The organism is Methanocaldococcus jannaschii DSM 2661 (assembly GCF_000091665.1).
GTDB lineage: Archaea > AGJL01 > Methanococci > Methanococcales > Methanocaldococcaceae > Methanocaldococcus > Methanocaldococcus jannaschii.
The window spans coordinates 110,239-136,591 of sequence record NC_000909.1; the positions used below are offsets into that span (position 1 = coordinate 110,239).

The 26,353-nt window shown below is 30.6% G+C and carries 27 protein-coding genes, 1 tRNA gene, 1 pseudogene and 1 CRISPR repeat array; of the genes and pseudogenes, 5 read left to right on the forward strand and 24 right to left on the reverse strand.

The features are described from left to right. Positions 1–89 precede the first annotated feature (89 nt). A complete protein-coding gene (gene cdhD / locus MJ_RS00575) occupies positions 90–1,307 on the reverse strand; it encodes a CO dehydrogenase/acetyl-CoA synthase subunit delta (protein ID WP_010869605.1) in 1,218 nt (405 codons plus the stop codon). 220 nt (positions 1,308–1,527) lie between these two features. Between cdhD and MJ_RS00580 the strand changes: the two genes are divergently transcribed. Together MJ_RS00580 and MJ_RS00585 are read left to right on the forward strand one after the other, a co-directional pair. Beyond that, positions 1,528–1,616 (forward strand) — tRNA-Sec (locus MJ_RS00580). A 19-nt stretch (positions 1,617–1,635) separates the two neighbouring features. Then, positions 1,636–2,547 (forward strand): hypothetical protein, encoded by a 912-nt coding sequence (locus MJ_RS00585; protein WP_010869606.1) that lies wholly within the window; start codon positions 1,636–1,638, stop codon positions 2,545–2,547. Here MJ_RS00585 and MJ_RS00590 read toward each other — a convergent pair. Genes MJ_RS00590 through MJ_RS00605 form a run of 4 tightly spaced genes read right to left on the reverse strand, consistent with a single transcriptional unit; the run spans position 2,544 to position 4,715 of the window. Next, positions 2,544–3,011 (reverse strand): methanogenesis marker 9 domain-containing protein, encoded by a 468-nt coding sequence (locus MJ_RS00590; protein ID WP_010869607.1) that lies wholly within the window; start codon positions 3,009–3,011, stop codon positions 2,544–2,546. The genes MJ_RS00585 and MJ_RS00590 overlap by 4 nt on opposite strands. A 4-nt stretch (positions 3,012–3,015) precedes the next feature. Further along, entirely contained in the window at positions 3,016–3,693 is a 678-nt protein-coding gene (gene arfB, locus MJ_RS00595) for a 2-amino-5-formylamino-6-ribosylaminopyrimidin-4(3H)-one 5'-monophosphate deformylase (RefSeq protein ID WP_010869608.1), read from the reverse strand. Positions 3,694–3,734: 41 nt separating this feature from the next. Continuing rightward, positions 3,735–3,908: an RNA-protein complex protein Nop10 gene (locus tag MJ_RS00600; RefSeq protein ID WP_064496398.1), complete on the reverse strand. Its 174-nt coding sequence runs from the start codon at positions 3,906–3,908 to the stop codon at positions 3,735–3,737. A 15-nt stretch (positions 3,909–3,923) separates the two neighbouring features. Next, entirely contained in the window at positions 3,924–4,715 is a 792-nt protein-coding gene (locus MJ_RS00605) for a translation initiation factor IF-2 subunit alpha (protein WP_064496399.1), read from the reverse strand. A gap of 261 nt (positions 4,716–4,976) precedes the next feature. Here MJ_RS00605 and mcrD point away from each other — a divergent pair, with 261 nt between their 5' ends. After that, entirely contained in the window at positions 4,977–5,459 is a 483-nt protein-coding gene (mcrD, locus tag MJ_RS00610) for a methyl-coenzyme M reductase operon protein D (protein WP_064496400.1), read from the forward strand. A 25-nt stretch (positions 5,460–5,484) separates the two neighbouring features. Here mcrD and MJ_RS00615 read toward each other — a convergent pair whose 3' ends face one another. From MJ_RS00615 to MJ_RS00660, 10 genes are all read right to left on the reverse strand, one after another. Then, positions 5,485–6,129: a (Fe-S)-binding protein gene (locus MJ_RS00615; RefSeq protein ID WP_064496401.1), complete on the reverse strand. Its 645-nt coding sequence runs from the start codon at positions 6,127–6,129 to the stop codon at positions 5,485–5,487. Between the two features lies 1 nt (position 6,130). Further along, positions 6,131–6,832 carry a GTP-binding protein gene (locus MJ_RS00620; protein WP_010869613.1) on the reverse strand — a complete coding sequence of 234 codons (702 nt, stop codon included), beginning with the start codon at positions 6,830–6,832 and terminating at the stop codon, positions 6,131–6,133. Next, complete coding sequence (locus MJ_RS00625) at positions 6,829–7,614, reverse strand: ATP-binding cassette domain-containing protein (protein WP_010869614.1); 786 nt, start codon at positions 7,612–7,614, stop codon at positions 6,829–6,831. Before MJ_RS00625 ends, MJ_RS00620 begins: the two co-directional genes overlap by 4 nt. Before the next feature lie 378 nt (positions 7,615–7,992). After that, positions 7,993–8,898, reverse strand: a complete 906-nt coding sequence (locus MJ_RS00630) for a ribose 1,5-bisphosphate isomerase (RefSeq protein ID WP_064496898.1) — start codon at positions 8,896–8,898, stop codon at positions 7,993–7,995. Between the two features lie 55 nt (positions 8,899–8,953). Then, the gene (locus MJ_RS00635) at positions 8,954–9,286 is read right to left on the reverse strand and encodes a SprT-like domain-containing protein (protein ID WP_010869616.1); all 333 of its coding nucleotides are present in this window, start codon (positions 9,284–9,286) and stop codon (positions 8,954–8,956) included. Next, positions 9,273–12,656 carry a type I restriction endonuclease subunit R gene (locus tag MJ_RS00640; RefSeq protein ID WP_341871963.1) on the reverse strand — a complete coding sequence of 1,128 codons (3,384 nt, stop codon included), beginning with the start codon at positions 12,654–12,656 and terminating at the stop codon, positions 9,273–9,275. Before MJ_RS00640 ends, MJ_RS00635 begins: the two co-directional genes overlap by 14 nt. A gap of 132 nt (positions 12,657–12,788) precedes the next feature. Beyond that, positions 12,789–13,139: a HepT-like ribonuclease domain-containing protein gene (locus MJ_RS00645; RefSeq protein WP_010869618.1), complete on the reverse strand. Its 351-nt coding sequence runs from the start codon at positions 13,137–13,139 to the stop codon at positions 12,789–12,791. Between the two features lie 10 nt (positions 13,140–13,149). Continuing rightward, complete coding sequence (locus tag MJ_RS00650; protein WP_010869619.1) at positions 13,150–13,446, reverse strand: nucleotidyltransferase family protein; 297 nt, start codon at positions 13,444–13,446, stop codon at positions 13,150–13,152. Further along, entirely contained in the window at positions 13,430–13,795 is a 366-nt protein-coding gene (locus MJ_RS00655) for a HepT-like ribonuclease domain-containing protein (RefSeq protein ID WP_010869620.1), read from the reverse strand. Before MJ_RS00655 ends, MJ_RS00650 begins: the two co-directional genes overlap by 17 nt. 10 nt (positions 13,796–13,805) lie before the next feature. Beyond that, on the reverse strand, positions 13,806–14,102 hold the full coding sequence (locus tag MJ_RS00660) for a nucleotidyltransferase family protein (RefSeq protein ID WP_010869621.1): 297 nt from the start codon (positions 14,100–14,102) through the stop codon (positions 13,806–13,808). A gap of 190 nt (positions 14,103–14,292) precedes the next feature. Between MJ_RS00660 and MJ_RS00665 the strand changes: the two genes are divergently transcribed. Next, positions 14,293–14,760: a hypothetical protein gene (locus MJ_RS00665; RefSeq protein WP_064496402.1), complete on the forward strand. Its 468-nt coding sequence runs from the start codon at positions 14,293–14,295 to the stop codon at positions 14,758–14,760. Positions 14,761–14,939: 179 nt separating this feature from the next. Here MJ_RS00665 and MJ_RS09435 read toward each other — a convergent pair. From MJ_RS09435 to rnhB, 7 genes and pseudogenes are all read right to left on the reverse strand, one after another. Next, positions 14,940–16,216, reverse strand: a pseudogene (locus MJ_RS09435) (restriction endonuclease subunit S). A gap of 15 nt (positions 16,217–16,231) precedes the next feature. Then, positions 16,232–16,543, reverse strand: a complete 312-nt coding sequence (locus MJ_RS00680; protein ID WP_010869624.1) for a hypothetical protein — start codon at positions 16,541–16,543, stop codon at positions 16,232–16,234. A 26-nt stretch (positions 16,544–16,569) separates the two neighbouring features. After that, positions 16,570–17,232, reverse strand: coding sequence for an N-6 DNA methylase (locus tag MJ_RS09815; protein WP_010869625.1), 663 nt, complete (start codon positions 17,230–17,232; stop codon positions 16,570–16,572). A gap of 28 nt (positions 17,233–17,260) precedes the next feature. Next, positions 17,261–18,298 carry a class I SAM-dependent DNA methyltransferase gene (locus tag MJ_RS09820; protein WP_280109650.1) on the reverse strand — a complete coding sequence of 346 codons (1,038 nt, stop codon included), beginning with the start codon at positions 18,296–18,298 and terminating at the stop codon, positions 17,261–17,263. Positions 18,299–18,365: 67 nt separating this feature from the next. Beyond that, positions 18,366–19,172: a deoxyribonuclease IV gene (locus tag MJ_RS00690; RefSeq protein WP_064496404.1), complete on the reverse strand. Its 807-nt coding sequence runs from the start codon at positions 19,170–19,172 to the stop codon at positions 18,366–18,368. Positions 19,173–19,325: 153 nt separating this feature from the next. After that, entirely contained in the window at positions 19,326–20,174 is an 849-nt protein-coding gene (locus MJ_RS00695; protein ID WP_010869627.1) for a tRNA (adenine(57)-N(1)/adenine(58)-N(1))-methyltransferase TrmI, read from the reverse strand. A 4-nt stretch (positions 20,175–20,178) separates the two neighbouring features. Then, positions 20,179–20,871 carry a ribonuclease HII gene (gene rnhB, locus MJ_RS00700; protein WP_010869628.1) on the reverse strand — a complete coding sequence of 231 codons (693 nt, stop codon included), beginning with the start codon at positions 20,869–20,871 and terminating at the stop codon, positions 20,179–20,181. Positions 20,872–21,228: 357 nt separating this feature from the next. Here rnhB and MJ_RS00705 point away from each other — a divergent pair, with 357 nt between their 5' ends. After that, positions 21,229–22,314: a formate--phosphoribosylaminoimidazolecarboxamide ligase gene (locus MJ_RS00705; protein ID WP_010869629.1), complete on the forward strand. Its 1,086-nt coding sequence runs from the start codon at positions 21,229–21,231 to the stop codon at positions 22,312–22,314. Positions 22,315–22,683: 369 nt separating this feature from the next. Further along, a CRISPR array of direct repeats spans positions 22,684–23,762; the repeat unit is 30 nt; unit sequence ATTAAAATCAGACCGTTTCGGAATGGAAAT. 113 nt (positions 23,763–23,875) lie between these two features. Here MJ_RS00705 and MJ_RS00710 read toward each other — a convergent pair. Next, on the reverse strand, positions 23,876–24,721 hold the full coding sequence (locus tag MJ_RS00710; RefSeq protein ID WP_064496405.1) for an SDH family Clp fold serine proteinase: 846 nt from the start codon (positions 24,719–24,721) through the stop codon (positions 23,876–23,878). Between the two features lie 156 nt (positions 24,722–24,877). Beyond that, positions 24,878–26,326, reverse strand: coding sequence for an AAA family ATPase (locus MJ_RS00715; RefSeq protein WP_010869631.1), 1,449 nt, complete (start codon positions 26,324–26,326; stop codon positions 24,878–24,880). Positions 26,327–26,353 lie beyond the last annotated feature (27 nt).

Below are 26,353 nucleotides of genomic sequence, written 5' to 3' on the forward strand. Positions count from 1 at the left end.
ATCTTACGTATTTAACTAAGCTTGGACATTAATTGGGGCTGATAGCCCCAACTTAATGGACGGGAGGTATCCCAATAGGAGGTCTCCTCCTATGGGCTGACAATCCACTCATAGTTGTTTGTGTTTAGTTTAACCTCTCCTGGCTTGGTTGTTAGAGTTTTTCCAATCTCTTTCAGTGTTTTAACTGATATTGGATTGAGCATCATGAATAAATCTACTCCACACATCATCATCGTAATTCCAGTAGTTATTTCCCATAATGGTAATCTATACTCTCTTGGCCCCCATTCAGGATTGTTCATCCATGCCTCTCTTGCTCCAATAGCGTTTGTTGTTCCAGATGACATTGGCATATTAACCAACTCATCTCCCTTCAATCCATTTAATCTTAATCTAACCATTGCGTTGATTGAGAACTCAATCCCATAACCTAAAGCACATGTTGTTGGATCCATAACTATTCTATTTGGGTCCAAACCAGCTTCAACAAGTTTTCTATTTAAATCTCTCGCCATATTTGGGTCCATAATACTCCATGCTAATACGTTGTGGTCATATTTCATAGCTGCATCAACTATCTTTTTATAATCCAACTCCAAGTTTGCTGAAGCTAATAAGCATCTATCTCCTTCTGCTACTTCAGCACATGCTTCCAAAACTAAAGGGTCTTTTTGAGGATTTCCACTACCTCCAATAACAAATGGAACATCAACTGCCTGTAATAAATCTTCCATTAATTTTGCAGCTTCTTTTGGACTTTTATCTTTAATTTTTGGGTCTGTGGAGATGTGGTGAATTGTTATCATATCTGCCCCAAATTCTTTAACACACTTCTTTGCCCATTCGCAAGGGTCTTCCATAACATCCTGGAAAAACTGCCTAATTGGTTTTGGTAATCCTGGCATTGGTATATCGAATATATCGAAAGTAACAACTGGTGGATTTGGCTGTGGTTCTTCAAATCTATATAAAGCTCTCTGTCCCCCAATTTTCACAACTTTTCCTCTTCCTCCTTCTGATTTTGGTTTTCCAAATTGGACTTCTCTTATATATCCAGGATATTTTTCAACTGGTGGTTCCCAATCTAACTCTGGGACATCTTTAATTTCTATAATTCCTTCTTCAGCCAATTTTTCTTTTATTGATGGTGTTTGAGGAATAACTATTGGAGGGGCTGATGGGATATTTATAATTAATTCATCTGCGGTGATTTTTATATCCTCAATCTCAATTCTACCAACTTTTTCAATGATTTTTATCAAAGTATTTAAATCCATAACCTCACCCAATCTGTCATTATAAATCATTATAGATTAAGATTAAGTTATTACCAAACTTCATATATAAACGTTATTATTTCAATTTTTTAAAGGAAAATTTCTAAAAAATAAAAAATATTTTATTTTATCTTAAATTGACAAACAGTATTCGTTATTAGATATTTTAATAGCTATATTACATTTTGTATGAAAAACTTTTATATATTTTGGATGTCTATCAATATTACTGCCTACTACCCATTAATGTGGCGCGGGGTACCGGGCTTGGTAGCCCGGGGCGGACTTCAGATCCGTCGAGGGCGAGAGCCCTCGGGGTTCGATTCCCCCCCTGCGCCGTCATTATTTTTGTGAGATTATGGAGAAAGTGTATTCAAAATTTGGAAGAATTGAAGATTTAAAAGAAATTATTTCTGGATTGGTTAATTTTACAGGAATTATTAGAATAGACAATGCCCTTCTCTTTTACATTGACTCAAAACTTATCTCATCAAAGTTTAATGGTAGAGAAAAAAGTTTAGAAGAGATATTTTCACAAATTCCAGACGAGTTTTTAATAGAGATTTATCAAGGAAATGAAAAGGAAGTAAAATCTGCTCTTATAAATTTTAAACCAGAGGAATCTATTGTTGAAATTTCTAAGCTAAGCCTGGTTTTTGAGAATGAGGTTATTTTGAATTCTTACAACGATGTATATAAATATTTAACTTACATAAATAAAGTTATTTTTATGCCAAAAAGATTTAAAAATGAAAAAGGGATTGTTGTTTATAAAAACAAGAGAGAGGTTTTTGCAGTATATTTTGGTAGAAAAACTTTATTTGGGAAGAAAGCAATTAGCAAACTAAAAACAACATTTGCCGTTAGTGAAATAATTGCAAAAATTGAGAAAATATCCAATGAAGAATTAAATTCTTTAAAAAATCAATATCCTGAAGGCGTTTTATTGTTTGGAGATTCAATTAACGATGTTGTTAAGAAAATAATATCTTCAAAAAAACCTATAATCTTAGAAAATGTTTCATTGATTGATGCTCTATCTTACGGAACATGTTTAATTAAGATTGAGGGTAGTGAAATTGGATATATTGTAGCTAAAGATGGAAAACCAGTATATGCATTTTTAAATGATTATGATGGAGAAAAAAGTTACAGATTGTTAAAGAGCATGTGTATTGTTGAAGATGTTAAATACTCCATCTATAAGCTATCAAAAGAAGAGTATGACATGTTTAAAACATTTCAGGAAAACAAAATCCCATTATCTTAATCCTTATCAATCATTTTTATAGCCATTTCATAGGCTTTCTTTAAATCTCCTGTCTCTAAGATACATTTTTCAGCAATATCTTTTGGAATGCCTTTTTTAACAAAAACTTCCACTGCCTCTTTAAAAAACTGGCTATTTCTTATAATTTCCTCAGCAAGCTGTTTTTTTAGCTCCATGTATTCATCTGGACTTATGTTGTTTTTAGCAAGCTCATAATCCCTGTAAGGGCAGGGTTTTGTTATTTTACAACACCAAACTAAACTACCAAAGCATGTATTTTCTCCTAAACCAAGTTTTGTCCTCTTTCCAAATTCTTCCTTTATTCTTATAAACTCCTCTGGTGACATTTTCAATACAGCTAACGCTTTATGAATAGGACAGTATTTTATTGGAGGACAGCAAAAAGCTAAACCTCTCAAATCTCCTCCCCTACATATATGAGATGGAGCATTCTCCCAGCCCATAATTTCACCTTATCATTTCTTTTATTTTTTCAACAACTTTTTCTATTGCGTTATTCAAAATTTTCTCTCCAAGTTTTTTATCCAACTTAACTCCAAATCTTTTAACAACTTTTGCCTCTTTATCTATTGCTTTGTTGTTTTCTCTTGCCTCTTTTAGCCCAACCATTCCTACTTCAGGATATTTTTCAAAGTTGTTGTGCTCTTTCAAAGTTTCTTCATCAGCTTTAGCTATTCCAATAATGTAACCAACAGAAACCTCCTCAGTTGATGCATGTGTAAAGGTTATATTTATCATCTCAACCTTTATATCAAACTCATACTCTAAATCTTTTAAAAAACTTTCAACTAAGATGTTTCCCCCATGGCAATTAACTATCAAAAACTTCTCTACACCAATTTTTTTACCTTCATTTATCAAAAATCTCATATAGCTATAAACTTCCTCTGGTTTGTTGTGAATGCCATGCTTAACATACTCATATTCAGTTGATGGAATAACAACTCCTAAAAACTTAGCCCCAGTTAAAATAGATGCCTTTAAAGCTATATAAGATGCTATCTTTATATCAGTGTCTATTGGCAAAACAGCTCCATGATTTTCTAAGAATGACCCAAGGGCAATAATCCCCACTTTATGGACTTTTTCATTTAATACATTTCCTGATGATAATCTAAGTTGCATAATATCCCAGAAATGTAAAATTTTGATATAAAAAAAGAAAATTACTCTGCCTTATTTTTATTTTTTAAAGCTCTTTTTAACATTCTCCTATATTTTCCCCATCTATCCTCTAAAGAAAATTTTGGTGGTTTTGGAATTACCGTTTTCTCTCCACATTTTGGACAGATTTCTTTTAAAGTATATAGCCCGCATTTTGGACATTTTTTCATTCTCATCTCTACCACTTATCTTTATTTCTTACTCTCCCTATAGTAAGTTCCTTCTCCACCAAGTTTTTTAATTGTTGCTACTGCCTTTTCACAAACTTTTTTAAAAACCTCCTCTCCACTCTTGTAATCTGGAGCTATAACAACAACCCTATACTTTGGAGCTCCTATATAGGTTATCTTAACCTCAACATCCTCATAAGGGTTAGCTTTTAAGGCTGTTGTTAATGCTTTCTTTATTTGTTTAATTCCATCTGGGGCGTAAGATTTCATCTCAATAACTCCTTCAACTTCAACGTTTGTTAGCTCAATACTCTCCTTAGCTACTTCATATAAAACATTTTTCCATTCTTCACTAATCTCTAAATCATCTAAAACTTCTTTCCCTTCAATAACCATTGTTTCAAAGGCATTGTATAGCTCCCCAAACTCATCCTCCAACAAATAGCCAACCTCTTCCCAAGCTTCCTCTAAGCTTTTACCCAATTTTTCAGCAGCTCTTTCAAGCATCTTTGAAGCTCTTTGGAATCTCTTCCATTCTTGAACTTTTGCCCTTTTTTGCTGCTCAGTAACTCTCTTTAAGGATAAATCAATATGTCCCTTCCTCTCATCAACTCTCAAAACCTTTGCAACAACTCTCTGCCCAACTTTAACGTGGTCTCTAATGTTTTTAACCCATCCTGATGTAACCTCAGAGATGTGAATCATTCCTTCCTTTCCTGGGTATTCTAAAAGCTCTACGAATGCTCCATACGGCTTAACATCCTTTACAGTTCCTATAACTATATCTCCTTCTTCTGGAAATTCTCTTCTCATAATAAACACCTCATAAAATTAGATTCTGTTCCTTTAAAATTAATTATAATGTAGTAATATAAAAAGATTGAATTGGTGAATTTGCTTTTTCATTATTTGAGTTTAAGAGATATATATTACTTAGGTTTATCCGCAAACTTTATTTATGAATTTAGATAATAAAATTTAAATTTTTAATTTTCTTAAAGTAATATTAAATTTATCGAAAGTATTATAAAGGTTGAAAGAAATAGTAGAGTTATGAAAAATGAGGTGAAATTTATGAGTGAAGTGATAAAGGTTGTTGATGTAAAAATATTTCCACACAGATATTTGAAGGCAGAAACTACAGAGAAGGTATTAAATGAGATTTATGATTTGGATGGAATTGTTAGGGTTATAGTTCATGGACAACCCTTGCCAAAAACTGTTCCATTTGGTCCTGCAAGAGGATTGCCTGTAAATCACCAAGATAGAAAAGTTATTAAGGTTAAAGGCGAAGAAATGGAATTGAGAGTTAAAGTTGGAGAGATAATTATAACAGTTGAAGGAGAAAAACTTGAAAAGATAATGGATGGAATAGAAGAGATATGTAAAAGAAACTTCCCATTTGGATATGATATCTATGTAGGTGCATTTACTAAAATAAAGCCAACTGTAACTGATTATATGAAGTATGGAGATATTAGCAGTATAGACCCAAGATTGATTGGCATGGTAGATGCATCAGCAAGATTAAAAGATTCTGTAAAGATGATAAAATAAATAATTAAAAAAATATTTTTTATTTTTAAAATACTTTCAAATCAATACCTTCTATATAAACTCTTTTTCCCTCAACTTGCACTACTACTCCAGAATGAACCTTCTGCATCATACAGTGTTTTGGGATAAATTTAACAGTTTTTCCAACCTCTGGAACTTTACCTTCTACAATTCCCTCAAATGCAACAACTATCGCTATACCAACATCTTTATACTCTATTTTTTCCCCAGTTATCCTATGGCTCGGTCCCACTACATGGATTATATAAAAGCCATGATACTCATCGATTATTTTAGCAAAGTGTGGAATTGGACAACCTAAAGGTCTATATCTTATATAATCTCCAACTTTAAGCTCTTTTTTATCCATAATTAATAGTGTCTCTCTACAAGAACATTCATTTGGTAGAGGTTTTAATAGAAAATCTGCCTCATATCCATCAATAACTCCAATGTATTTTTCCTCTTTTTTAATTTTTCCTTTAATCTTTAAAATCTCTTTTAATTTTTCATAGTTTTCTTTAAATCTCTCCCTAAGCAAAAATGGGCAGTCCTCTAATTTTACATCTTTATTTAATAATGCCTCAGCAAATAAATCACATCTCTTATAACCACAAGCTCCACAATTGAATCCTGGAAGATATTTGGTAATTTCATTTACATCGACCATTTTACTCCCCTTCATATTCCATGAATCCATCTATTCTTCTTAAAATTCCTCTGTGATACTTTTTACTAACTCTTGTCTCTCCAACACATAAGGTGCAAATACACAATGGAGCGTTGTGTCTTAGCTCTTCATTTTCTAAATCTTTAATATCTTTGCTTTCAATAATCTCCTTGGCTATTTCAACACATCCCTGCCCTGTAAGTCCATTAACTTCATAAATTCTACAATTTGGGTTCATCTCTAAAACTCTTTCTCTAAAAACTTCTCTTTCAGCTTGAGAGATGATATCTCCTTTGGTTATAACTACAATATCTGCACTTGTTAAGAACGGCCCTACTTTTCTTGGCGTGTTCGGCCCTGAAGTGGCATCAATGACACAAATTCCCAAACTGTTTTTTGTGTAAGGGGCACATCTATGGCAGAGACCAGCAGTTTCTATTAGTAAGATATCTCCCTTATCCTTAGCCCAATCAACCATTTCTTCAAAGTTGTATATTGCAAAGTGGTCTGGGCACATATCCTTACTTAAACCAACTAAAACAGGGATGCCCAATTTTTTATACCTGACATCATCGTCAGTATATAAACAGTCAATTTTTACAACTACTGGCTTATATCCTTCATTAATTAAGGTTCTTATTGTGTGAATTAATACTGAAGTCTTTCCAGCTCCAGGGGTTCCTGCAACTATTGCCACTTTCATCCTTTCACCATTAGGCTTATATCTTCATGAGTCAATCTCTCTCCAAACCTAATCTTTTCTCTTAAAGAGAGTAGCCAGTTATCAACCTCATTTATTTTTCTTGAAATTTCCTTCTCTTCTTCAGTAGTTTCTATAATCTTCTGCATTCCTCCGTTTCTCATCACTATCCTTCTATCAGTCATTAAAGCCAAGACAGGGTCGTGAGTTATAACTAAAACAATCTTTCCATATCCTGCCAATAACTCTAAAGCCTCATGCTTCTTTATTCCAGCGTTTTCAATCTCATCTATTAAAACTATGGGAGAATCGCTTATTACAGCTACATCAGCAACCATTAAACTTCTTGACTGCCCTCCACTTAGGATTGTTAAGTTGTAGTCTTTCTTTATTGGCTCTCCTGTTAATCTATTTGCTAATTCTATGACTTCATCAACAATATTTTCTCTATAAACTCCCCTACTCTTCGCATGCATTAAAATAAACTCCTCTACAGTCATGTCTGCTAAAAAATTCATGTTTTGAGATAGTTGGGCAATTCTTCTCTTTTTTGGGTCTCTTCTCATCTCTATTGGAGGAACTTCTCCATTAACTAAAATTCTTCTCTTGGAGATGGTATCTCCTTGAGCTAACTGCTCTATATCGCTGATTAAATTTGATTTCCCACTTCCTGTTGGCCCAACAACACCGACAATCTCTCCTCTTTTTATTGTAACCTCCCTTACAGGTTCTGGATTGCCGTTCTTGTCATAACCACCGATAATTGTTATCTCCTTAATTTCCATATTCCCATCCTAAAAATTATTTTTTCTTATAAGAAAAATTGATATATATATTTACATTATAAGGTTATTTACAATTACTATTGGATAAACAGTTTTATATAATTTTTGATTTTTTGCAGAATAATTTAATCTATTAATTTAAATTAATAAATATAAAAGATAAAAAAAGAAAACACCTCTTAGATGAAATTTATTTCTAAAAAAAGATGTATCTACCCTTGGAAAACCGTGGCCTTCATTGAAGCCATAACGGCTACTCGGCACGGCCGCCTTGTGGGTAGAATGCCGAGGTGGTTTCATCCCCTGCGGAAGGTCGCCACCCGGGACATATATTAATTTATGCAAATTGTGGTATATATATTTTATTCCAACAATTATTTATTTCTCAAGCCAGCCAAAGTATTTTTCTATTATATACCAAGCTCCCTGTGGAGGAATTAACCCCACCTCTGTTATTATAGCATCTATATACTTAGCTGGTGTTACATCAAATGCGGGATTCCTAATTTTTATTCCTTTGTATTTATCTTCAAAAACTGCAACTTCCTCTGGGCTTCTTTCTTCTATCTCAATTAGCTCTCCAACTATAGTCTTTGGATGGAATTTGTATGTTTCAGCGGCTGTTAAAAAAGGTACTCTACTTTCATTTGCTATTAAAGCAATTTGTGAAGTTCCTATTTTATTTACAAGGCAACCATTTGCTGTTATGGCATCAGCTCCAACGACGACAATATCTATCTCTTTTATAAAGTACCTCACTGCAGAATCTACTATTAGGGTTACATCAATACCATAATCATAGAGGGTTTTAGCTGTTAAATATCCCTGATTTCTTGGTCTTGTCTCTGTGCAGAAAACTTTGATATCTTTTCCTTCATCGTAAGCAGTTTTTATAACGCTTATTGCAGCTTCAGAGTTGCAGTGAGTTAAGATAGTGTCTCCATCTTTTATTCTATTTGCTCCAAACTTTCCTATATTTTCAATTGCCTTTAATGATGAGTTGATGAATTCATCAGCTCTCTCTATAACTCTTTCTTTTGGATTTTCTTCATTTAAGCCCTTTAATACATACTTTACAACATTTGGTAGAGAAACAGCTGTAGGTCTTGCTGATATTAATATATTTCCTGCCTCTCTCATTTTATTTTTGAATTCTTCTTCATTTAAATGGCTAATTTTTAGAGCATATTCTTTTAATGCCTTAGCTGCTGCTCTTCCTATTCTCCCCGCCCCCCTAATCTCCATATTTTTGATTTTTTCATAGGTTTCTTTTATAATATCCATTTCACTCATTTTAAACACCAAAAATTTATTTTAAATTAATTTTTTATCTCTTTTATCATATAAGTTTTTGTATGATTTTTAATTCAATCTCATCACATTCATTCTTAGAAAAATAGTTTCTTAATTCGTTCTCAAACTTTATGCCATGGTTTATTGATTTTATTTTAAAGTGTATAAGTTCGTGTAATATTATATAGTGGAGAAGTTCCTCATCAAAATTTTCAACAACATATTTGTTTAATCTTAAAGTCTTTGTTTTAAAGGAAAATGAAGCAATTTTTTGTTTCATTGGTTTTATTTCTATATTTATGCTTTCATTGATATTTAATGAAATTAAAATTTCATTAACAATGTCTTTAATATCTTTTTTATTTTCATTGATTTTCATAATTCTCTCCCCATATTTCTTTTAAGATGAATTCAGAAACTAAATTATCTGATAATTCAGCCACTTTTTTAGCGTCTTCATCTTTAATTTTTCCTTTTAGCTCTTTTAATAAATCTTCAAGTAATGCACATGACAATTCTTTTTTGAATTTTTTTCTTTGTAATTTTGATAATTTATTTAAATTTTGCATTTTAGTAATTAGTTTTTCAGTATTTTCTAAGTTCAATTTAATATCTTGGTCTTTTAATATATTTTCGCCTATATAGGTGCTTATTGATTCTTTTATTCTTTCAATTGATGATTTTCCTTTTATTTTTTTATCGTAGTTGTTTTTTAATTCCATAAGGTTTTTTATGGCGTTCAAATAAATTTTGTCATCTATCCTCTTCATAATCCAGTCTCTTCTTAATCTTTCCAATCTTTCTAATATTTCCTTATATATTGGGTCGTGCTGTTTATCTAAGATGCTATTTTTTAAAATAAAATAGTAATTTGCTACTGCTCTTTTTATCTCTCTCTTTCCAATATTTTCTTTTAAAATCTTATCTAAATCATCAGGGTTGAGATTTATCTCTTCAATTACAGTTAAATCATCAACAAGCATTTTATTGTGTATAAATGATATTAATTCCTCCCAGAATTTTCTATTTGATTTCTTTTTTGGCTTTAGTTTTTTTATTAAGTAAGCATATATGAAGGATAGAAGTTCAATATCCTCAATATAAAAAATCTTTTGTGGATAAGAACCTAATGCTTTATAAAGTTTGATTACTGCTTTTAAATCATCTATAAGCTTTAAAATTCTCGCATTTTTTCCGTCTTCTGCATAAAATGCAATTAAATCCAATTTTTCTTTTAACTCATTGTTATTGAAATCTTTGTTTTTTGTTAAAGTTTTAAGAGTATTTACATCTATGCTTAAATCCTCATCGTTAATTTTTAAATTTTTTAATGATTCTTTAACCATTTCTAACTTTAATTTAAATTCTTGGAAAATCTCATCAATTGAACTAATTAAATTGTTTTTGAAATCTTCCCTAATCTCTTCCTCCGCCAACATGTTGTATAATGCCATAGTTTCGGTTAAAACTTTAAATAATCCAACAGAATCAACTATTAAACCAAATTCTTTGTCTGGATATGGTCTGTTAGTTCTTGCTATTGCTTGTAGTAATCTATGCCCATACAGTGGTTTATCCAAATACATAACCTTTAATCTTGGAGCGTCAAAGCCTGTTAAAAGCATATCTGTAACTATCAAAATTTTTGGATTTTCTGAATTTAAGAATTCTTCTCTAATAATTTGGTTAATCTCATTAAAATCGTTAGAATTTCTTTCTTTTTTAAGTTTTTTCATGTATTCAATAATTTCTTTCTCTTCTTCGTTGTGGTGATATGTCATCACAACTTCAGCCCATTTCTCTGCCTCATCTCCAAACTTTTCTTTTAAATACTTATCAAGTGCTTTTTTAAATCTAACACACCCCAATCTATTGACTGCAACAACCATTGCCTTAAATTTGAAGTTTTCAGTATCTTCTTCTATCCTATCAACTATATATTTTGCAACTTTATCAATTCTTTTGGGGTTTAATAAAATTGTTTTTGATTTATTTATATATTTTGGAAGTTTTTTTCTATCAAATAGGTTAATATCTTCCCCCCTTTTAATCCACTCATCAATAAATTCTTTTATATCTTCTTCATCCAATGTAATTTGAATTCCTTCTGATTTGATATCTCCTTCTTTTACAATTTGATAAGTTAATGGGAGGGTAAATTTGTCTTTTATGGAATCTCCTATGAAATACACATCTAAATAAAACTCTCCCTTTTCTGGATACGAAAATTCTGTAAATGTGTTTTTTTCATTTTTAAATACTGGTGTTCCTGTAAATCCAAATGTAATGGCATTTGGAAATGTTATTTTTCTCATACCTCCCAAAATTCCGTATTGTGTTCTGTGAGCTTCATCTATCAGTATTAGAATATGTTTTCTTTTGATATTTCCTAAGTTTATTAGGTATTCTTCTTTTTTATCTTTATCTTTTAGTTTTTTTAGGTTTTCTATATGTTTTTTATATTCTTCAGGGTTTTTTTCTTTTAGATGTTTTAGATATATGAATGCCAATATTATTAAAAGGTCTTTTAATCCTTTTATTTTTCCTTCTTTTTCTTCTTTTTTTAATTTATCTTCAATTTTTTTGATAATCTCTTCAATGGGTTTTGATAAATCCAAATCTTCGTCATCTTTATCCTTTTCCTTATTATTATCCTTTTCTTTTTTACTTCTTTCATATTGAAATTTTTGTATTGTTGTTGTGTAAATACCCCTAACAATAACTTTATTACTTAATTCACTCATTTTTATTGATTTTATGACTTCATAAAGCTTATTTATGCTGTCAATTCTTTTTAAAATGGTTTTAAATTTTTTCTCTTGGATTGCTTCATAAAACTCTTTACTCTGCCTTTCTAAATCAACCCTATCAACTACAAAGAAAATAACAGGATTTTCTGAGAAGTATTTGTCTAAAAAATAATTTGCTATAAAAAACATAGTGTAAGTTTTTCCACTACCCTGCCAGTGCCAAATTAAACCCTTATTTTTACTGTCTCCACTTAAATATTCATCTATTCTTTTCATTGCCTTCTTTGTGGCAAAGTATTGGTTGTATCTTGCGATGATTTTGCTTAAAGTTTTTGTTTTGCTGTATTCGTCTTTTCTGTAAAATATGAAGTATCTTATTATTTCAAGCAATATGCTTGGATTTAAGATATAGAAGATGTCATCTTTAACAACCTTTTTTCCATTAATTTTTTGTCTAATTCTCCAATAGTATGCTGGTAAGTGTATATTTTCTTTATACCAGTTTGGCATTGTTGGAGTATATAACTGCTCTTCTCCATAAGATATTGCAAACTGAACGAACCTAAATAAATCAGGGCTAAATTTTTCATATCTTCTTATTTGGCTTATTCCTTCTAAATGAGAGTCAATTTTTAATGTTGCCTTTGCCTCTATTATTACAACAGGGATTCCGTTAATGAACAAAGTTATATCAGGTCTTGAATTTTTTGGATTTCCTTTAAATTCTGCTTCGCATAAATAAAAAAATGTATTTTTATCTATATTTTTATAATCAATGAGTTTAAATTTTCTTTTTTCACTTTTTTTAACTACAACTTCAATACCGTATTTTAGGTAGTCCAATATTTTTATTTCATCTGCATTTTTAAGTTCATTTTTTATAAAATCAATAACTTCTTTAACCTCTTTTGGAGTTAAATAACTTAGTAGAGTTTTATTTATCTCCTTAAATTTTTCTTCAAAAAAGTTTGGTANATAGTAGTCAGGGATTATTGATATTCTTTAAAGTTAATGTATTTCTTTCCATCCTCCCATCCAATTTCTTGAAGTTTTTCTTTTATATTCTCAACATCTAAATATTCTTCTCTTATCATAATAATCCCCACATTAGAATAATCAAAGAATCAATATTTATTTTTCTTCAAGGTCTTTTATAATCTTTTCAAACTCTTTCTTTATCTCTGGAATTTCATATTTTGCAGTTTCCCAAACTGTTAAATAATCTACACCAAAATATTGGTGGATTAATTTATCCCTCATTCCAGCCAATTCTTTAAATGGGATGTGTGGATATTTTTCTCTAATATCCTTTGGTATCTTTTTAACTGCCTCTCCAATAACTTCTAAGCATCTAATAACTGCGTATTTTATTGCTTTATTGTTTATAAACTCCTCATAATCCATATCTTTAGTGAAGTTAATTATATCATCCATGTAGGATAAAATATCATATAAAAATGCCTTTATATCTCTCTTCGGCATTTAACCACCATTAAATATAAATTAAATCTTCTTCAATGGATTTTTTTACATAAGGGTTGTGAATAGAGTTTTTTGTAATTAAATCAACTTTAATTTCCAATAAATCTGATAGATAATTCTCCAACTCTATCAATTTTAATAAACTTATTGGCTCATAGTAGTCAATTAATATGTCTATGTCTGAGGTTTCAGTTTGTTCATTTCTTGCATAAGAGCCAAATATGGCTATAGATTTAACTTTATATTTTTCTTTTAATTCTTTTTTATGTTTCCTTAAGATTTCTTTTATTTCAGATAGAGTTTTCATCCTCTCCCTCAATGTCTTTTATAATTTCCTCTATTTCTTTTATATCGTTTGGAACTTTATTAATTACAATATCCCAAATAATCTCATAATTTATTCCAAAATAATGATGAATTAACTTATCTCTTAACCTTGCCATGCCTTTCCACGGAACTTGTGGATATTTATTTATAAAATCTTCTGGAAGATTTTTAACTGCCTCACCAATAACTTCTAAACTTCTAATCACTGCTTTTTGTGTCTTTTTATCTTTTAAAAACTCATCAAATGTCATATCATTTGTGAAATCGATGATATCTTTCATATTCTCTAAGATGTCATATAAAAATGCTCTAACATCTTTTTTAGGCATTTAATCACCACTATACATAAATTAAATCCTCTTCAATAGATTTTTTAATATAAGGATTTTTTATCGCTCCTTTAATAACTAAATCTACTTTAATTCCTAATAAATCTGATAGATAATCCTCCAACTCAAAGAATTTGAGATAGTCAGGAGTTTCATAAAATTCCACTAAAATGTCTATATCGCTTTTTTCTGTCTGTTCATTTCTTGCATAACTTCCAAATATAGCAATAGATTTGACTTTATATTTTTCTTTGAGTATTTTTTTATGCTTTCTTAGGATATCTTTTATTTCAGAGATGGTTTTCATAGTTTCACCAAATTTTTATTAATAATAAAATTTTATTTTAAGAATTTAAGTTTTTCCTTGTTTTCCAACTTTAACAATTAGAGAAAAATTTTAAATATTATGTAGTAATTAACTTAAAATAAAGTTTCTTTATATAAATGGTGCTATGTTATCTTTTGTTGTTATGTCATTCTTAATTTTTGTGATAGTTATGGTTAATGAACATAAAGCTCATCTTTCAGTGATTCAAAAGATGATATTGGCAGTTGTAAATGGTAGTATTACCATTATACTATCGATAATTGTATTTTATATCTTCTACCCGCAAAATATTAGCTTATTTCTTATTACTGCTGGGATTTTAACGGTTTTTGTATTTTTGTATGGTTTGCTTCTATTTTTATTTGGATTTACTCATAGAGAGCTGTCTTATCTATCAAAATATGATAAATACAAATTTTTATGTAAATTCACAATTGAAATGTTTTCATCTTTAACAAATCATGCATTTTTAACAATATCCGCAATTGTTTTATACCAAATACAACATCCAAAGCCTACAATTGATTTTATAGTTATGATTGGAATGATAACAATCTCAGTAATTGTTGTTATGTTGTTATTTCTAAAAACTTACTCTATTATAATAAAACAACTTAAAAAATTAGAAAATAATTAACTTACCTCCTTTTCTATCTTACTGACATTATAGTAAAAAAGAACTGCCACACTAATCATAATAATCCCAATTGCTATAACTCCAACAACAAATGGATTTAATTCCATAGTCATCAACCTCTTTTTTGTTATCATTAATTATGTTAAGTTATGGTTTTATATATTGTGGTTGATTAAAATCTAAGTTTTTACTCTAACTTTTCCAGTTAATAATAACTCCATAATTTTCTTTTTCATTCTTTGTAGTTTTTCTTTCTTTTGTTTTTTCAATTCTATGCTTTTATCTACTGAACTTAATATTTTAGCTATTTGTTTTTGCTCTTCTAAAGGAGGGAGAGGGATTTTAAAGTTTTCAAGCATAGATTTTGATAATTCTTTAAAAGTGCTTCCCCCACTTAGATTTTCAAGTAAATTTTTTTTAAACTTTAAATAATAAGCATAAAATTCAGTATTAACCGAATCGTTATTTTTTGGAATAATCCCTTGCAACCTTGATTAAATGTAGATTCTACAGTTAAAACTGCAACATACCCAACTGGTGCTCTTGTTGATATAATAATTGAACCTTTTGGAATTAAATTTAAGTTACACTTTTCTAATGCTATTTTTGTTACTTTTCTTTCACTACTTCCAATATAGATTTTTTCATTTAACCTGCTTAAATCCAATGGTGTTATCCAATTTATTTCTCCATTTTCCCAATATTCTGATTTTTTAGTTGATGGGGTAGTTCCCGTTTTTACTTCAAATATATCTTTAATCTCAAAAACTTCCCAATCCTCTGGAATCTCCCCAATCTCAGATTTTTTAAATCTACTATGCCCTATTCCCTTAGTTAATAATTTATGCATTAAACCCTTTTTAATCCTCTCCAATTTATTAATTGATTTCTCAATAATCTCAATACCTTCATCAATTTTAGTTAAAATTTTAGCTATTTGTTTTTGCTCTTCTAATGGAGGGAGAGGGATTTTAAAACTTTTTACTATTTGAGCATTCAAATTTTTCTGTGTTGTTTGCATTCCTAACTTAGAGTAATAATTTTTATTTTTAGCTAAAATATAATACAAAAATTCACTTTCTAAAATATTATCTTTTGGTATTATCCCTAAAATTGCTTGATTTGTGGCTACTTCTATTTTATTTATTGCTGTTTCTCCAATACTTCCATACATAGCAAATAATACAGAATTTTTCGGAACTATCCACGCATTGGAATTATTTAAACCTTCTTCAGTTATTTTTATTTTTGTATTGGTTAAATATTTATTTGAATTGGTTATATCTTCAATTTTAACAAATGGAATAGTCCCATTTTTATAATATTCTTCTACACTGGTTTTTGGTGTTCCTCCTGCTTTTATTTTTTTACAAACATCCTTTAGCTCAACAATCTCCCAATCCTCTGGAATCTCTCCAATCTCTGTTTTTTTAAAATTCTCTTCTTTATAGAACATAAAAATCCCTCCAAATTAAATAATTTGAGGAGTATCATTATTTCCAGATAATTTTAAACCAAAAAGCAAACCTATCCATGACGGAACGGTTGTTTGAACTACTAAATAACTCCACTCAACAACGAAATTACTAAGTAAATTAGCAAATAAATTAACATCCGGATTTTCAAAAATTGTTGGAAAATATCCCGTATATTTCAAATATAATGCCAAAAATGGCATTGTCCCCCAAATAAATGCAATAACTCTTCCTATTTTTGTAGTGCTAAGAAATACCCAAATCATAAATTGAATGATAAATATAGTCCAAAATATTACACCAGGCATATTTTCACCAAAAAATAAATTTTTAATTAACTTCCAGCCCTTAAAATTCCCTCAACATATCCAATAACTTCATCTAAAACCTCTTTCTCCTTCTTCTCAATCTCCTTAAACTCCTCTAACTCCTTCCTTAAATCAATATCCTCCTTCTCCTCAACTGGAAAGACATACAAGCTAACATTCAGATTATAATCATTCTTTCTAATCTCCTCTAAATCAACAACTCTGCTAAACCCTTCAATATCCTCCCAATTCTCATAGACATCAACAATCTTATCAATATTCTCCTCCCCCAATCTATTCAATCTCCTAACCTCTGGATGCTTCTCAAACTCCAAAGATGCATTTATAAATAAAATCTTCCCCTTCCTCTCCTCTGGCTTATTTTTATTTAAAATCATCACAATTCCTGGAGCTGTAACATTATAAAACAACTTCTCTGGCAATAAAATAATAGCCTCAATTAAATCCTTCTCAACAATCTCCTTCCTTATCTTCTTCTCCTTCCCTCCTCTAAATAATGCCCCTGAATCTAAAACAATTCCCACTTTTTTCCTCGCAAAATACAACATCAATTGAACCCATGCCCAATCTGCTGACTGCTTAGGAGGATAACCACCTCTAACAAAAGTGTTATAAATCCTCCTAACATCTGGATTTTCCTTTAAAACATCTTCATTATATCCATCCAAGTTCCATGGTGGATTGGCAATGGTATAATCAACCTCTCCAAATTTTGGGATTTTTTAAGCTATCTCCAATATAAATCTCATACTCCTCACTATCAACTCCATGTAATATCAAATTCAACTTTGCCAAAATTGCCATAATCTCATTTCTCTCCTGCCCATAGAGATAAATCTCCCCCCCATAGTTATCTTTAACATACCTATAAGATTCAATCAGCATAGTTCCGCTACCACAGGCAGGGTCTAAAACCTCACTATCTTTTTCAATATCCAACAAATTCACTATCAACCTAACAACCTCTACTGGAGTATAGACCTCCCCCTCTTTACATTTTTGAGGGGCAAAGTATGACAAAATCCATTGATATGCATCACCAATAGCATCATAATCAATCTCTGAAAAGTCCATCTCATTATAAACTCTAACCAATTCCTCCAAAATATGCATGTTATCCTCATTAATAAACCCAATAAGCCCCAAAACCTCAACCAATTTAGATAAATCTTTTAAATTATCATTAAGATTTGCTATCTTGTTTAATGCATTTGCCAACTCCATTATTGTCTCTCTACTTTTAACAATTTCATGCCAAACATACAACTTTCCTTCATCTTCATCATAGAGCGTTAAATAACTCCTATTTGCCATTAGATAAGCCTGTGTTTTAGAATATCCCTCACTAACGAATTTCTCAACTAATGCCAGATATTTATCACTAATTGCCTTATAAAATAAAAATACCAATAACACTTTGTAATCAACACTCGTTCTAATTAAATCTGCACAATATTTTAGATTTCTTATTAAATTATCTTTTGTTGGTTTCTTTGCTGATTTAACAAATTGATATAACCTTTTTCTTTTATCCTTAGGGTCTTTCTTTGCTATAATTATTTCCTTTCTTCTTAAAATAGATAAAAGCTCTTTTGTATTCTCTGCTTCAATTCCTTCTTCTTTTAAAGCTTTATCTGCCTCTTCTAAGGTAAATGGTTCATATTTAAACTTTTTAAATAAAATACTTCCTCTTTTTTTAACCCAATTGTCTAAATCTGCAAACTCTAATAGCATTGTATCACCATACAAAATTAGGTAGATAATTTTAATTTAATCTACCTATCTCTTATATATACTTTATCTACAACTCATTATAACACTTCATCAACAAAACAGCGTCATACTCCAACATAGGACTTTCACATATAACAGTTCCAGAGGCATCAAAATCCTTCAAAGCTTTTAAAACATCTCTATAGTTAAAGTTAGATTCATTTAAAGGCAAATGTCTCCTTTCTCCTCCTTTTCCATATTCTATTCCAGATAAATGAATATGCATATCTTTTATAGCCTCTTTTCCTAAAACATTCTCAACTTTTTCAAGAATTTTATAAAAAGAGTTGTAATCGTTTATAACTCCCCTACTTCTTGCATAAATATGGGAGAAATCAATACATGGTAAAATATTCAGCTCAAAGCATAATTTTAGTGTCTCATCAATATCTCCAAATTGAGTAGTTTTTCCAGTAGTTTCAGGCCTTAGCATAACATTTAAATTTAAAGCCTCTAACTTATCCAAAATTCTCTGAATATTTGATTTTATTCTATTGTAGGTTACTTCTTTACTTCTTTTCAAATAATATCCAGGATGAAAAACTAAATTTTTTCCACAATTATTCAAAACCTTAGCAGTTTTAATTATTCTCCTTATGCTATTCTCTACTTTTTCCTCCTCATTTGCATTAAGATTTATATAGTGAGGGGCATGGGCTGAGAAAATAATATCTTCTCCATACTCTTTCAACTTTTTAGCATAATCTTCTTTCATATAAACTCCTTTAACAAATTCCAACTCCATAGCTCCTAAATTTAATTTTCTTAAGACATCTACAGCTTTAAATTCATCCTCTGCAGATATTGGAACTCCAGCAGTGCCAAATATCAACATAATTTCCCTATTCATTTTCTTTCTTATCCTCTTTTTCTTCTTTATCTAAAGGCTTAGGGGGGACTCTTGCAACCGTTATATATCCAGCCATAGGGAAACCCTATTGGGATACCCTAACACCTCCTCGCTTACGCTCGGAGGTGTAAATTATTTTTATTCTTTCTCTTCTTCTCTATCTAAAGGCTCTGGTGGAACTCTCGCGACAGTTATGTATCCAGTATGTCCAATCATCCTTGTTGATGGCCTAACACCTTTTTCAGAGATTTCAATCTCTCTCTCAATAATCTCATAGGTGTGGATATCCCAAAATCCTTCCTCTTTAAGCTTCTCTACAGTTTTTTTAACTTGCTCTATGTATGGGAGATAAGTAACTATTCTCCCCCTCTTTTTGTTTAAAGCCTTTTTTGCATTCTCTACAACATTCCAGGGGTCTGGTAAATCTAAGACAATAACATCAACATCCTTCTCATCTATCTTCTCCCTAACATCTCCAATTTTTTGTATGACATTGAATAATCCATCTTCAATTTCAATCTCATCCTCATCATCAAACTCTTCATCTAAACCAATAATTTTTTGCCCTTTTTTAATAGCTCCAACTCTCAACAGATTTTTCCTTGCAACTTTGGCAAATTCTGGCCTTATATCATAAGTAATAACTTTCCCTGTCTTACCAACAGCATTTGATAGATACATAGTTAAAGCTCCAGAGCCAGTTCCAGCTTCAACTACTGTCTCTCCCTCTCTAATTCCAGCTCTTGCTATAATAAACCCAATATCTTTTGGTAATAGGGTTGTTACTGTCCTCTTCATTCTCTTTAAGATATCAAACATTGTAGGTTCAACCAAATAGAAAGTATGTCCTTTGTGGGATTTTAACTCAACTCCTTCCTCAATATCCTTCATATCTACAATTCCCAAATCTGTTCCAAACTTCTCAACATTCTTTTTTAACAAATATCTCTTCCCTCTCTCATCCACTAACAATTTATAAGCAAACATAATATCACTCTATAATTAGCTTTGTCTGTTTTGATTTATCCAATATCCTTTTACATGTTTTCCAGTGAGTTCTTGCAATATCAGGAAGTTTTTTATGCTTTTTAAAGTAATCTTCAAGAAACTTTATAGTTTTTGGGTCTGATGGATAACCGCTCCCAATATCTCCATAAATTTTTTTGTAGTAGTCTATTATCTCATCCCGTTCTGCCTTTGCTATTATTGAGGCAGCTGAAACAACAGGATACTTAGCATCTGCCTTATGTTCAGCTATAATTTTTATGTTTAAATTTCTTTCTTTAATTATATCCTCTATCTTATCTTTAAAACTATCCTCAAATTTTTTAGTGTTTGTACTGCATGCATCAATATAAATTTCAATTTCATCATCCCTTATATTCAACTTTTCTATCAAATTTTTAGCAACCTTGGAAAAGGCGTTAATTTCAATATCATTTAAGTTTATTGAGTTCATTAATTGGTTTATTTCCTCTGCTTCTAAGATACGTTTTTCTACATAACCCAAATTTTCAAGTAACTTTTTTAGATAAGCCCTTTTATTTTTAGTTAGCTCCTTACTATCTTTAACTCCCAATTTCTTTAATTCCTCTTCTCTCTCTTTTTCAATTGCAAAAGCACAAACAACCATTGGACCCAAAACAGGCCCTCTTCCAGCTTCATCAATACCAATAATTATCATAATTGCACCTCTTTTTTAAAACGAAATCTAAAAGTATTACATAGCTAAATTGGACATTAATTGGGGCTGAAAGCCCCAACTTAATGGACGTCGGGTATCCCAATAGGGCGGAGCCCTATGGATAGGAAATGCATTTCTGCTCATAAGTTTATCTCTATATAATAATTTCTACTTAGTTTAAGCAGTAAGCATTTTATATGCTTTTTTAAAGAATATTAAAATACTACAAAAACCTATAGTTTTTTGCAAAAGTCATTAAAATTCATAATGAAAATTTGAACGCCTTCCTTTGGAAGGCGTTCATTAATGCCTTATCCATCTTAAATATTTGCAAAAAACTATAATTAGGTGAAATAAATGATTTCAAAAGATGAGATTTTAGAGATTTTTGATAAATACAACAAAGATGAGATAACAATAGCAACATTAGGAAGCCATACCTCTTTGCATATTTTAAAAGGAGCTAAATTAGAAGGCTTTTCTACTGTTTGTATAACTATGAAGGGAAGAGATGTTCCATACAAGAGATTTAAAGTTGCTGATAAATTTATATATGTTGATAACTTTTCTGACATAAAAAATGAAGAGATTCAAGAGAAATTGAGAGAGTTAAATTCTATTGTAGTTCCACACGGCTCTTTTATTGCATACTGTGGTTTAGACAATGTGGAAAATAGTTTTTTAGTCCCAATGTTTGGGAATAGGAGAATATTAAGATGGGAATCAGAGAGAAGCTTAGAAGGAAAGCTGTTGAGAGAAGCTGGATTAAGAGTTCCTAAGAAGTATGAAAGCCCAGAAGACATTGATGGAACAGTTATAGTCAAATTCCCAGGGGCAAGAGGTGGAAGAGGTTACTTTATAGCTTCATCAACAGAGGAATTTTATAAAAAAGCTGAGGATTTAAAGAAAAGAGGAATATTGACTGATGAAGACATAGCCAACGCACATATAGAAGAGTATGTTGTTGGAACTAACTTCTGCATACATTATTTCTACTCTCCATTGAAGGATGAAGTTGAGTTATTGGGAATGGACAAGAGATATGAAAGTAATATAGATGGTTTAGTTAGAATTCCAGCAAAAGACCAATTAGAGATGAATATAAATCCAAGCTATGTGATTACTGGAAATATTCCAGTTGTTATTAGGGAGAGTTTATTACCTCAAGTCTTTGAGATGGGGGATAAGTTAGTTGCTAAGGCTAAAGAGCTTGTTCCACCAGGAATGATTGGACCTTTCTGTTTGCAGAGTTTATGTAATGAGAATCTTGAATTAGTTGTCTTTGAAATGAGTGCAAGAGTTGATGGTGGAACAAACAGCTTTATGAATGGTGGCCCTTACTCTTTCCTATACAATGGAGAGCCATTGAGTATGGGGCAGAGAATTGCAAGAGAGATAAAGATGGCTCTACAATTAGATATGATTGATAAGATTATTTCATAAGTTAGTATCTTGTGAAAAATTTAATATTGCTTAGCTTTATTTCTTTAAAACTTTATTCGTTTATTTAGAGGTTTTAAATTTAATTTCTAAGGGTTTGCTGGTTTGATTGTTTAGAATATTTAACTTAATCAAATTATTCAGATTTTTGAAAATTAAGATTAATTAGGCAAGTAAATAAAATTTCTCTAACTAATAAGTTAAATTTTTGGATTTAAAAAGATAAGAATGCTCTGTTTTATTAAAGGGAGAAAATTTTAAATATTAAAAGGTTTATATTATGGAGTAGTTACTTACCCTTAGAAAAATATGGTATAGAAAAGCTTAAATATTAAGAGTGATGAAGTATATTATGTTGTGAATGATTGCCCTATTAAAATCAGACCGTTTCGGAATGGAAATCAGGGAGGTAGGAGGGAGGTTCTCCTTGGATTTCTATTAAAATCAGACCGTTTCGGAATGGAAATCTATTAAGTCCCATGCAGACCTACCAATACGTTCATAGTAAGGCCTAATTAAAATCAGACCGTTTCGGAATGGAAATTATGTTACAAAAGTTGGAGAGGAAGATTTAAAACTTGATTAAAATCAGACCGTTTCGGAATGGAAATTTAATTCTAATGCCTTGTTTTTTACATCTTCTGGAAATTAAAATCAGACCGTTTCGGAATGGAAATGTCTTTAATTTCATCTCTATAGCTTCTTCTATTGCTTTAAATTAAAATCAGACCGTTTCGGAATGGAAATAATGTAAATTTAAAAATATAACGTTGCAAATAAGGAATTAAAATCAGACCGTTTCGGAATGGAAATCAGTAGTTAAAACTTAAAGCACAAAACACCTTCATTCCATTAAAATCAGACCGTTTCGGAATGGAAATGAAGTATTTTTATCTTTTGCGATATTTTCTATAATCTCATCAATTAAAATCAGACCGTTTCGGAATGGAAATTATTTTTGTTGTTTAAATCTATTGTGTATAATGTGGTAATTAAAATCAGACCGTTTCGGAATGGAAACTTTTTGCTTCATTTTCATTTAAATTAACTATAAAACAGTAATTAAAATCAGACCGTTTCGGAATGGAAACATGGAGCAAAACAACATATTGTTTTAATAGTGGATGATTTTTAATTAAAATCAGACCGTTTCGGAATGGAAACGCATTACAGAATTTATATTATTTATATACTGTTTATGATTAAAATCAGACCGTTTCGGAATGGAAACAAAACACCACCTTCAATAAACTTATCAATTTGATATTTATTAAAATCAGACCGATTCGGAATGGAAATTGTATTAATTCCAGTTGTAATATTTGATAATGAGACATTAAAATCAGATTAAAATCAGACCGTTTCGGAATGGAAACTTTATCTAATTTAACCCGCTTATGGTTTTAGATGAACCCCGCTCCATTAAAATCAGACCGATTCGGAATGTGAAAATCCCTTAGCTTTTTTTATATTGTCTTATTAATAGGATAGAAATCTGTAAAAATAGAGTTATTTAGATTTAATGATAATTGCAACATAAAAAAGTATAATGTAATTAATTATTCTATTTAGCCCCATTCTCCTGTTTTACTGGATATGGCATAAATTCAACTGTTCCCCTTTGTCTTACTGGTTGCTTATACAATTCCATTAATGTATAAACCTCTTCAGGAACATTCGTATCTACATCTAAACCAAGTTCTTTAGCTTCTTCAACAGTTATTGGATAGTCATGAGTCCATCTTCCTTCTGTTAATATCTTAGACAATTCTTTGGCTTTTTCTTCTCCATACTTATCCTTCAATAAATTATATACAAAATTTTGAACTTGATTTATTGCTTTTTTAGCAATATCTGCCAATATTAATGTTTGGTCGTCTGCTTTATCAGCCCCTTTCTGCTCTACAGCTTTAACTATACTTGGAGCAGGATATTGCCCAAGTTGTGGGTCTACAGGTCCCAAAACTGCATTTTCATCCATGATTATTTTATCTGCAGCTAAAGCTATTAAAGTTCCTCCACTCATTGCATAGTGTGGAACTATAACTCTCGTCTCTGCTGGATGAGCTTTTAATGCCTTTGCTATTTGAGTAGCTGCCAAGACTAAACCTCCTGGTGTGTGTATAATTAAATCTATAGGTTTATCTTTTGGAGCTGCCCTTATGGCCCTCAAAATCTCCTCACTATCTTCAATTGTTATAAATTTATAAACTGGAATTCCAAACAAGCCAATACTCTCCTGCCTATGTATCATAGTTATTACTGTTGAATTTCTTTTATTTGATAGCTCTCTAAGTATTTTTAATCTTGCAAGTTGTAATTGCTTATACTGTATTTGAGGAGCCATAATTAAATAAAAGAACAAAAGCCACCAAATTAATGAGCTAATAAAACCACTTAATGGGTCCATTTTCTCCCCCCACATAAATAAAATGAAAGTTCTTTTAGATTATCTTTCTCATCCAATTATCTAACCTCTCTAAAAAGTTATCTCCCCATAGGGCTATCGCCCTATTGGTATACCCGGGATGCATTGCCTCGCTTACGCTCGGCAATGCCTCTTAAATTAATATTTATTAATATTTTCCATCCAATTATCTAACCTCTCTAAAAAGTTATCTTCCTCATCCTTTATATGATTATTTATTTCAACCTCTGGGATTTCTATTTCTAAATCAACATTAAAGGCATTTCTGCAGAAGCTTTCATAATCAATCTCTACTTCTGGAATTAGTCCCCTACTCTCATTAGCTATTTTTCCAACTCCATAGAGCTTTATGTTATGTTTTTCAGCCAAACTTTTTAATTTATTGAAAGAGTTCCAATCATAGACTTTATTTAAAATTACTCCTTCAACTTTAATCCCAATATCTTTGAGTAGGCTGTAATAAGCCATTGCCTCTACAAAAGCTCCCTCTATCCCACTTATATTGCAAGCACTTACTATATAAACTGGAAATCCAAGCTTTTTGGCTATTTGATAAGAGGAAATATTTTTTAATGCTGCAGTAAAAGCTCCCATAACCCCTTCAACAATTATGTAATCATAATCTGACTTTTTTATATAATCTAAAAATTTAGAAACATCAACCCATCCTCTCTCTCCAATCTTTATGCTGTTGTATTTTGTCATCTTCTCTCTCAATAAATAAAGAGCTGGCACTATATCCCTAACATCCCCGCCAATCTTAGCAACAAAAACTCTTCCATTTAATTTTGATGATAAAGCAGTTGTTAAAAACGTCTTTCCACTGTTTGATGATGTTGCCAATAAAATAATCCCTCTTTTTTTATTAACATCTTTTTTATTATTCTCTTTTAGTAATTTTGGGTTTAATCTATATTTTAAAGCCCTCTTTTTTAATTCATCTTTTATAATCTTATTTTTTTCAAATATTTCCTCTTTCTCATCCTCTGTAACTCCCAAATGTTTTAAAAAATTGTCTCTGACAAATTCATTATCTAAGAAGTTATGAACCATTGTTCCAAACACTTTTCCTTTAAAAGCTCCAGAGATAATTTCTTTTTCAGCTCCAAGTTTATAATTTAGCTTTTTTACTTTTGAAACTGTTAGAATTTTAGTTTCTTTATCAACTACCTCAATATTTCCATAAGTATGGCAGTGAAACCCTTCTCCCTTTCCCTCTCCAAATATTGATTTTTTTACTTCAAATTCTACTCTATCTGTGCAAACTAATGGAGAAAACTCAACATCCAACAAACCTAAGCCCTCTTTAATTATTGGAACGCTGCTTTTTCTTCCAATGTCTATCTTTTTAGCTAATATCTGAAAACCACTGCAAATGCCAATTATATACCCATTAAAGTTAATTATTTCTTTTTTTAAATCATCATTTAATGATTTACTTTCAATTAAACTTCCTCCAGGTATTATCAAAGCATCTAAATCTTTAATTTCTTTATAATTATTTTCAGTTATAATCTTTGTTGGTAGATTGCCGAAATCTTCAAATAATGGAAGAGACCCCTTAATATCCAAAATACCAATTTCCATTGGATATCACCAAAAATATTTGTTATA

Bases quoted from the DNA above. Each gene is read 5' to 3' on its own strand.
- cdhD (WP_010869605.1), bottom strand. From the start codon at position 1,307: ATGATTTATAATGACAGATTGGGTGAGGTTATGGATTTAAATACTTTG.
- MJ_RS00585 (WP_010869606.1), top strand. From the start codon at position 1,636: ATGGAGAAAGTGTATTCAAAATTTGGAAGAATTGAAGATTTAAAAGAA.
- MJ_RS00590 (WP_010869607.1), bottom strand. From the start codon at position 3,011: ATGGGCTGGGAGAATGCTCCATCTCATATATGTAGGGGAGGAGATTTG.
- arfB (WP_010869608.1), bottom strand. From the start codon at position 3,693: ATGCAACTTAGATTATCATCAGGAAATGTATTAAATGAAAAAGTCCAT.
- MJ_RS00600 (WP_064496398.1), bottom strand. From the start codon at position 3,908: ATGAGAATGAAAAAATGTCCAAAATGCGGGCTATATACTTTAAAAGAA.
- MJ_RS00605 (WP_064496399.1), bottom strand. From the start codon at position 4,715: ATGAGAAGAGAATTTCCAGAAGAAGGAGATATAGTTATAGGAACTGTA.
- mcrD (WP_064496400.1), top strand. From the start codon at position 4,977: ATGAGTGAAGTGATAAAGGTTGTTGATGTAAAAATATTTCCACACAGA.
- MJ_RS00615 (WP_064496401.1), bottom strand. From the start codon at position 6,129: ATGGTCGATGTAAATGAAATTACCAAATATCTTCCAGGATTCAATTGT.
- MJ_RS00620 (WP_010869613.1), bottom strand. From the start codon at position 6,832: ATGAAAGTGGCAATAGTTGCAGGAACCCCTGGAGCTGGAAAGACTTCA.
- MJ_RS00625 (WP_010869614.1), bottom strand. From the start codon at position 7,614: ATGGAAATTAAGGAGATAACAATTATCGGTGGTTATGACAAGAACGGC.
- MJ_RS00630 (WP_064496898.1), bottom strand. From the start codon at position 8,898: ATGGATATTATAAAAGAAACCTATGAAAAAATCAAAAATATGGAGATT.
- MJ_RS00635 (WP_010869616.1), bottom strand. From the start codon at position 9,286: ATGAAAATCAATGAAAATAAAAAAGATATTAAAGACATTGTTAATGAA.
- MJ_RS00645 (WP_010869618.1), bottom strand. From the start codon at position 13,139: ATGCCGAAGAGAGATATAAAGGCATTTTTATATGATATTTTATCCTAC.
- MJ_RS00650 (WP_010869619.1), bottom strand. From the start codon at position 13,446: ATGAAAACTCTATCTGAAATAAAAGAAATCTTAAGGAAACATAAAAAA.
- MJ_RS00655 (WP_010869620.1), bottom strand. From the start codon at position 13,795: ATGCCTAAAAAAGATGTTAGAGCATTTTTATATGACATCTTAGAGAAT.
- MJ_RS00660 (WP_010869621.1), bottom strand. From the start codon at position 14,102: ATGAAAACCATCTCTGAAATAAAAGATATCCTAAGAAAGCATAAAAAA.
- MJ_RS00665 (WP_064496402.1), top strand. From the start codon at position 14,293: ATGGTTAATGAACATAAAGCTCATCTTTCAGTGATTCAAAAGATGATA.
- MJ_RS00680 (WP_010869624.1), bottom strand. From the start codon at position 16,543: ATGCCTGGTGTAATATTTTGGACTATATTTATCATTCAATTTATGATT.
- MJ_RS09820 (WP_280109650.1), bottom strand. From the start codon at position 18,298: ATGCTATTAGAGTTTGCAGATTTAGACAATTGGGTTAAAAAAAGAGGA.
- MJ_RS00690 (WP_064496404.1), bottom strand. From the start codon at position 19,172: ATGTTGATATTTGGCACTGCTGGAGTTCCAATATCTGCAGAGGATGAA.
- MJ_RS00695 (WP_010869627.1), bottom strand. From the start codon at position 20,174: ATGTTTGCTTATAAATTGTTAGTGGATGAGAGAGGGAAGAGATATTTG.
- rnhB (WP_010869628.1), bottom strand. From the start codon at position 20,871: ATGATAATTATTGGTATTGATGAAGCTGGAAGAGGGCCTGTTTTGGGT.
- MJ_RS00705 (WP_010869629.1), top strand. From the start codon at position 21,229: ATGATTTCAAAAGATGAGATTTTAGAGATTTTTGATAAATACAACAAA.
- MJ_RS00710 (WP_064496405.1), bottom strand. From the start codon at position 24,721: ATGGACCCATTAAGTGGTTTTATTAGCTCATTAATTTGGTGGCTTTTG.
- MJ_RS00715 (WP_010869631.1), bottom strand. From the start codon at position 26,326: ATGGAAATTGGTATTTTGGATATTAAGGGGTCTCTTCCATTATTTGAA.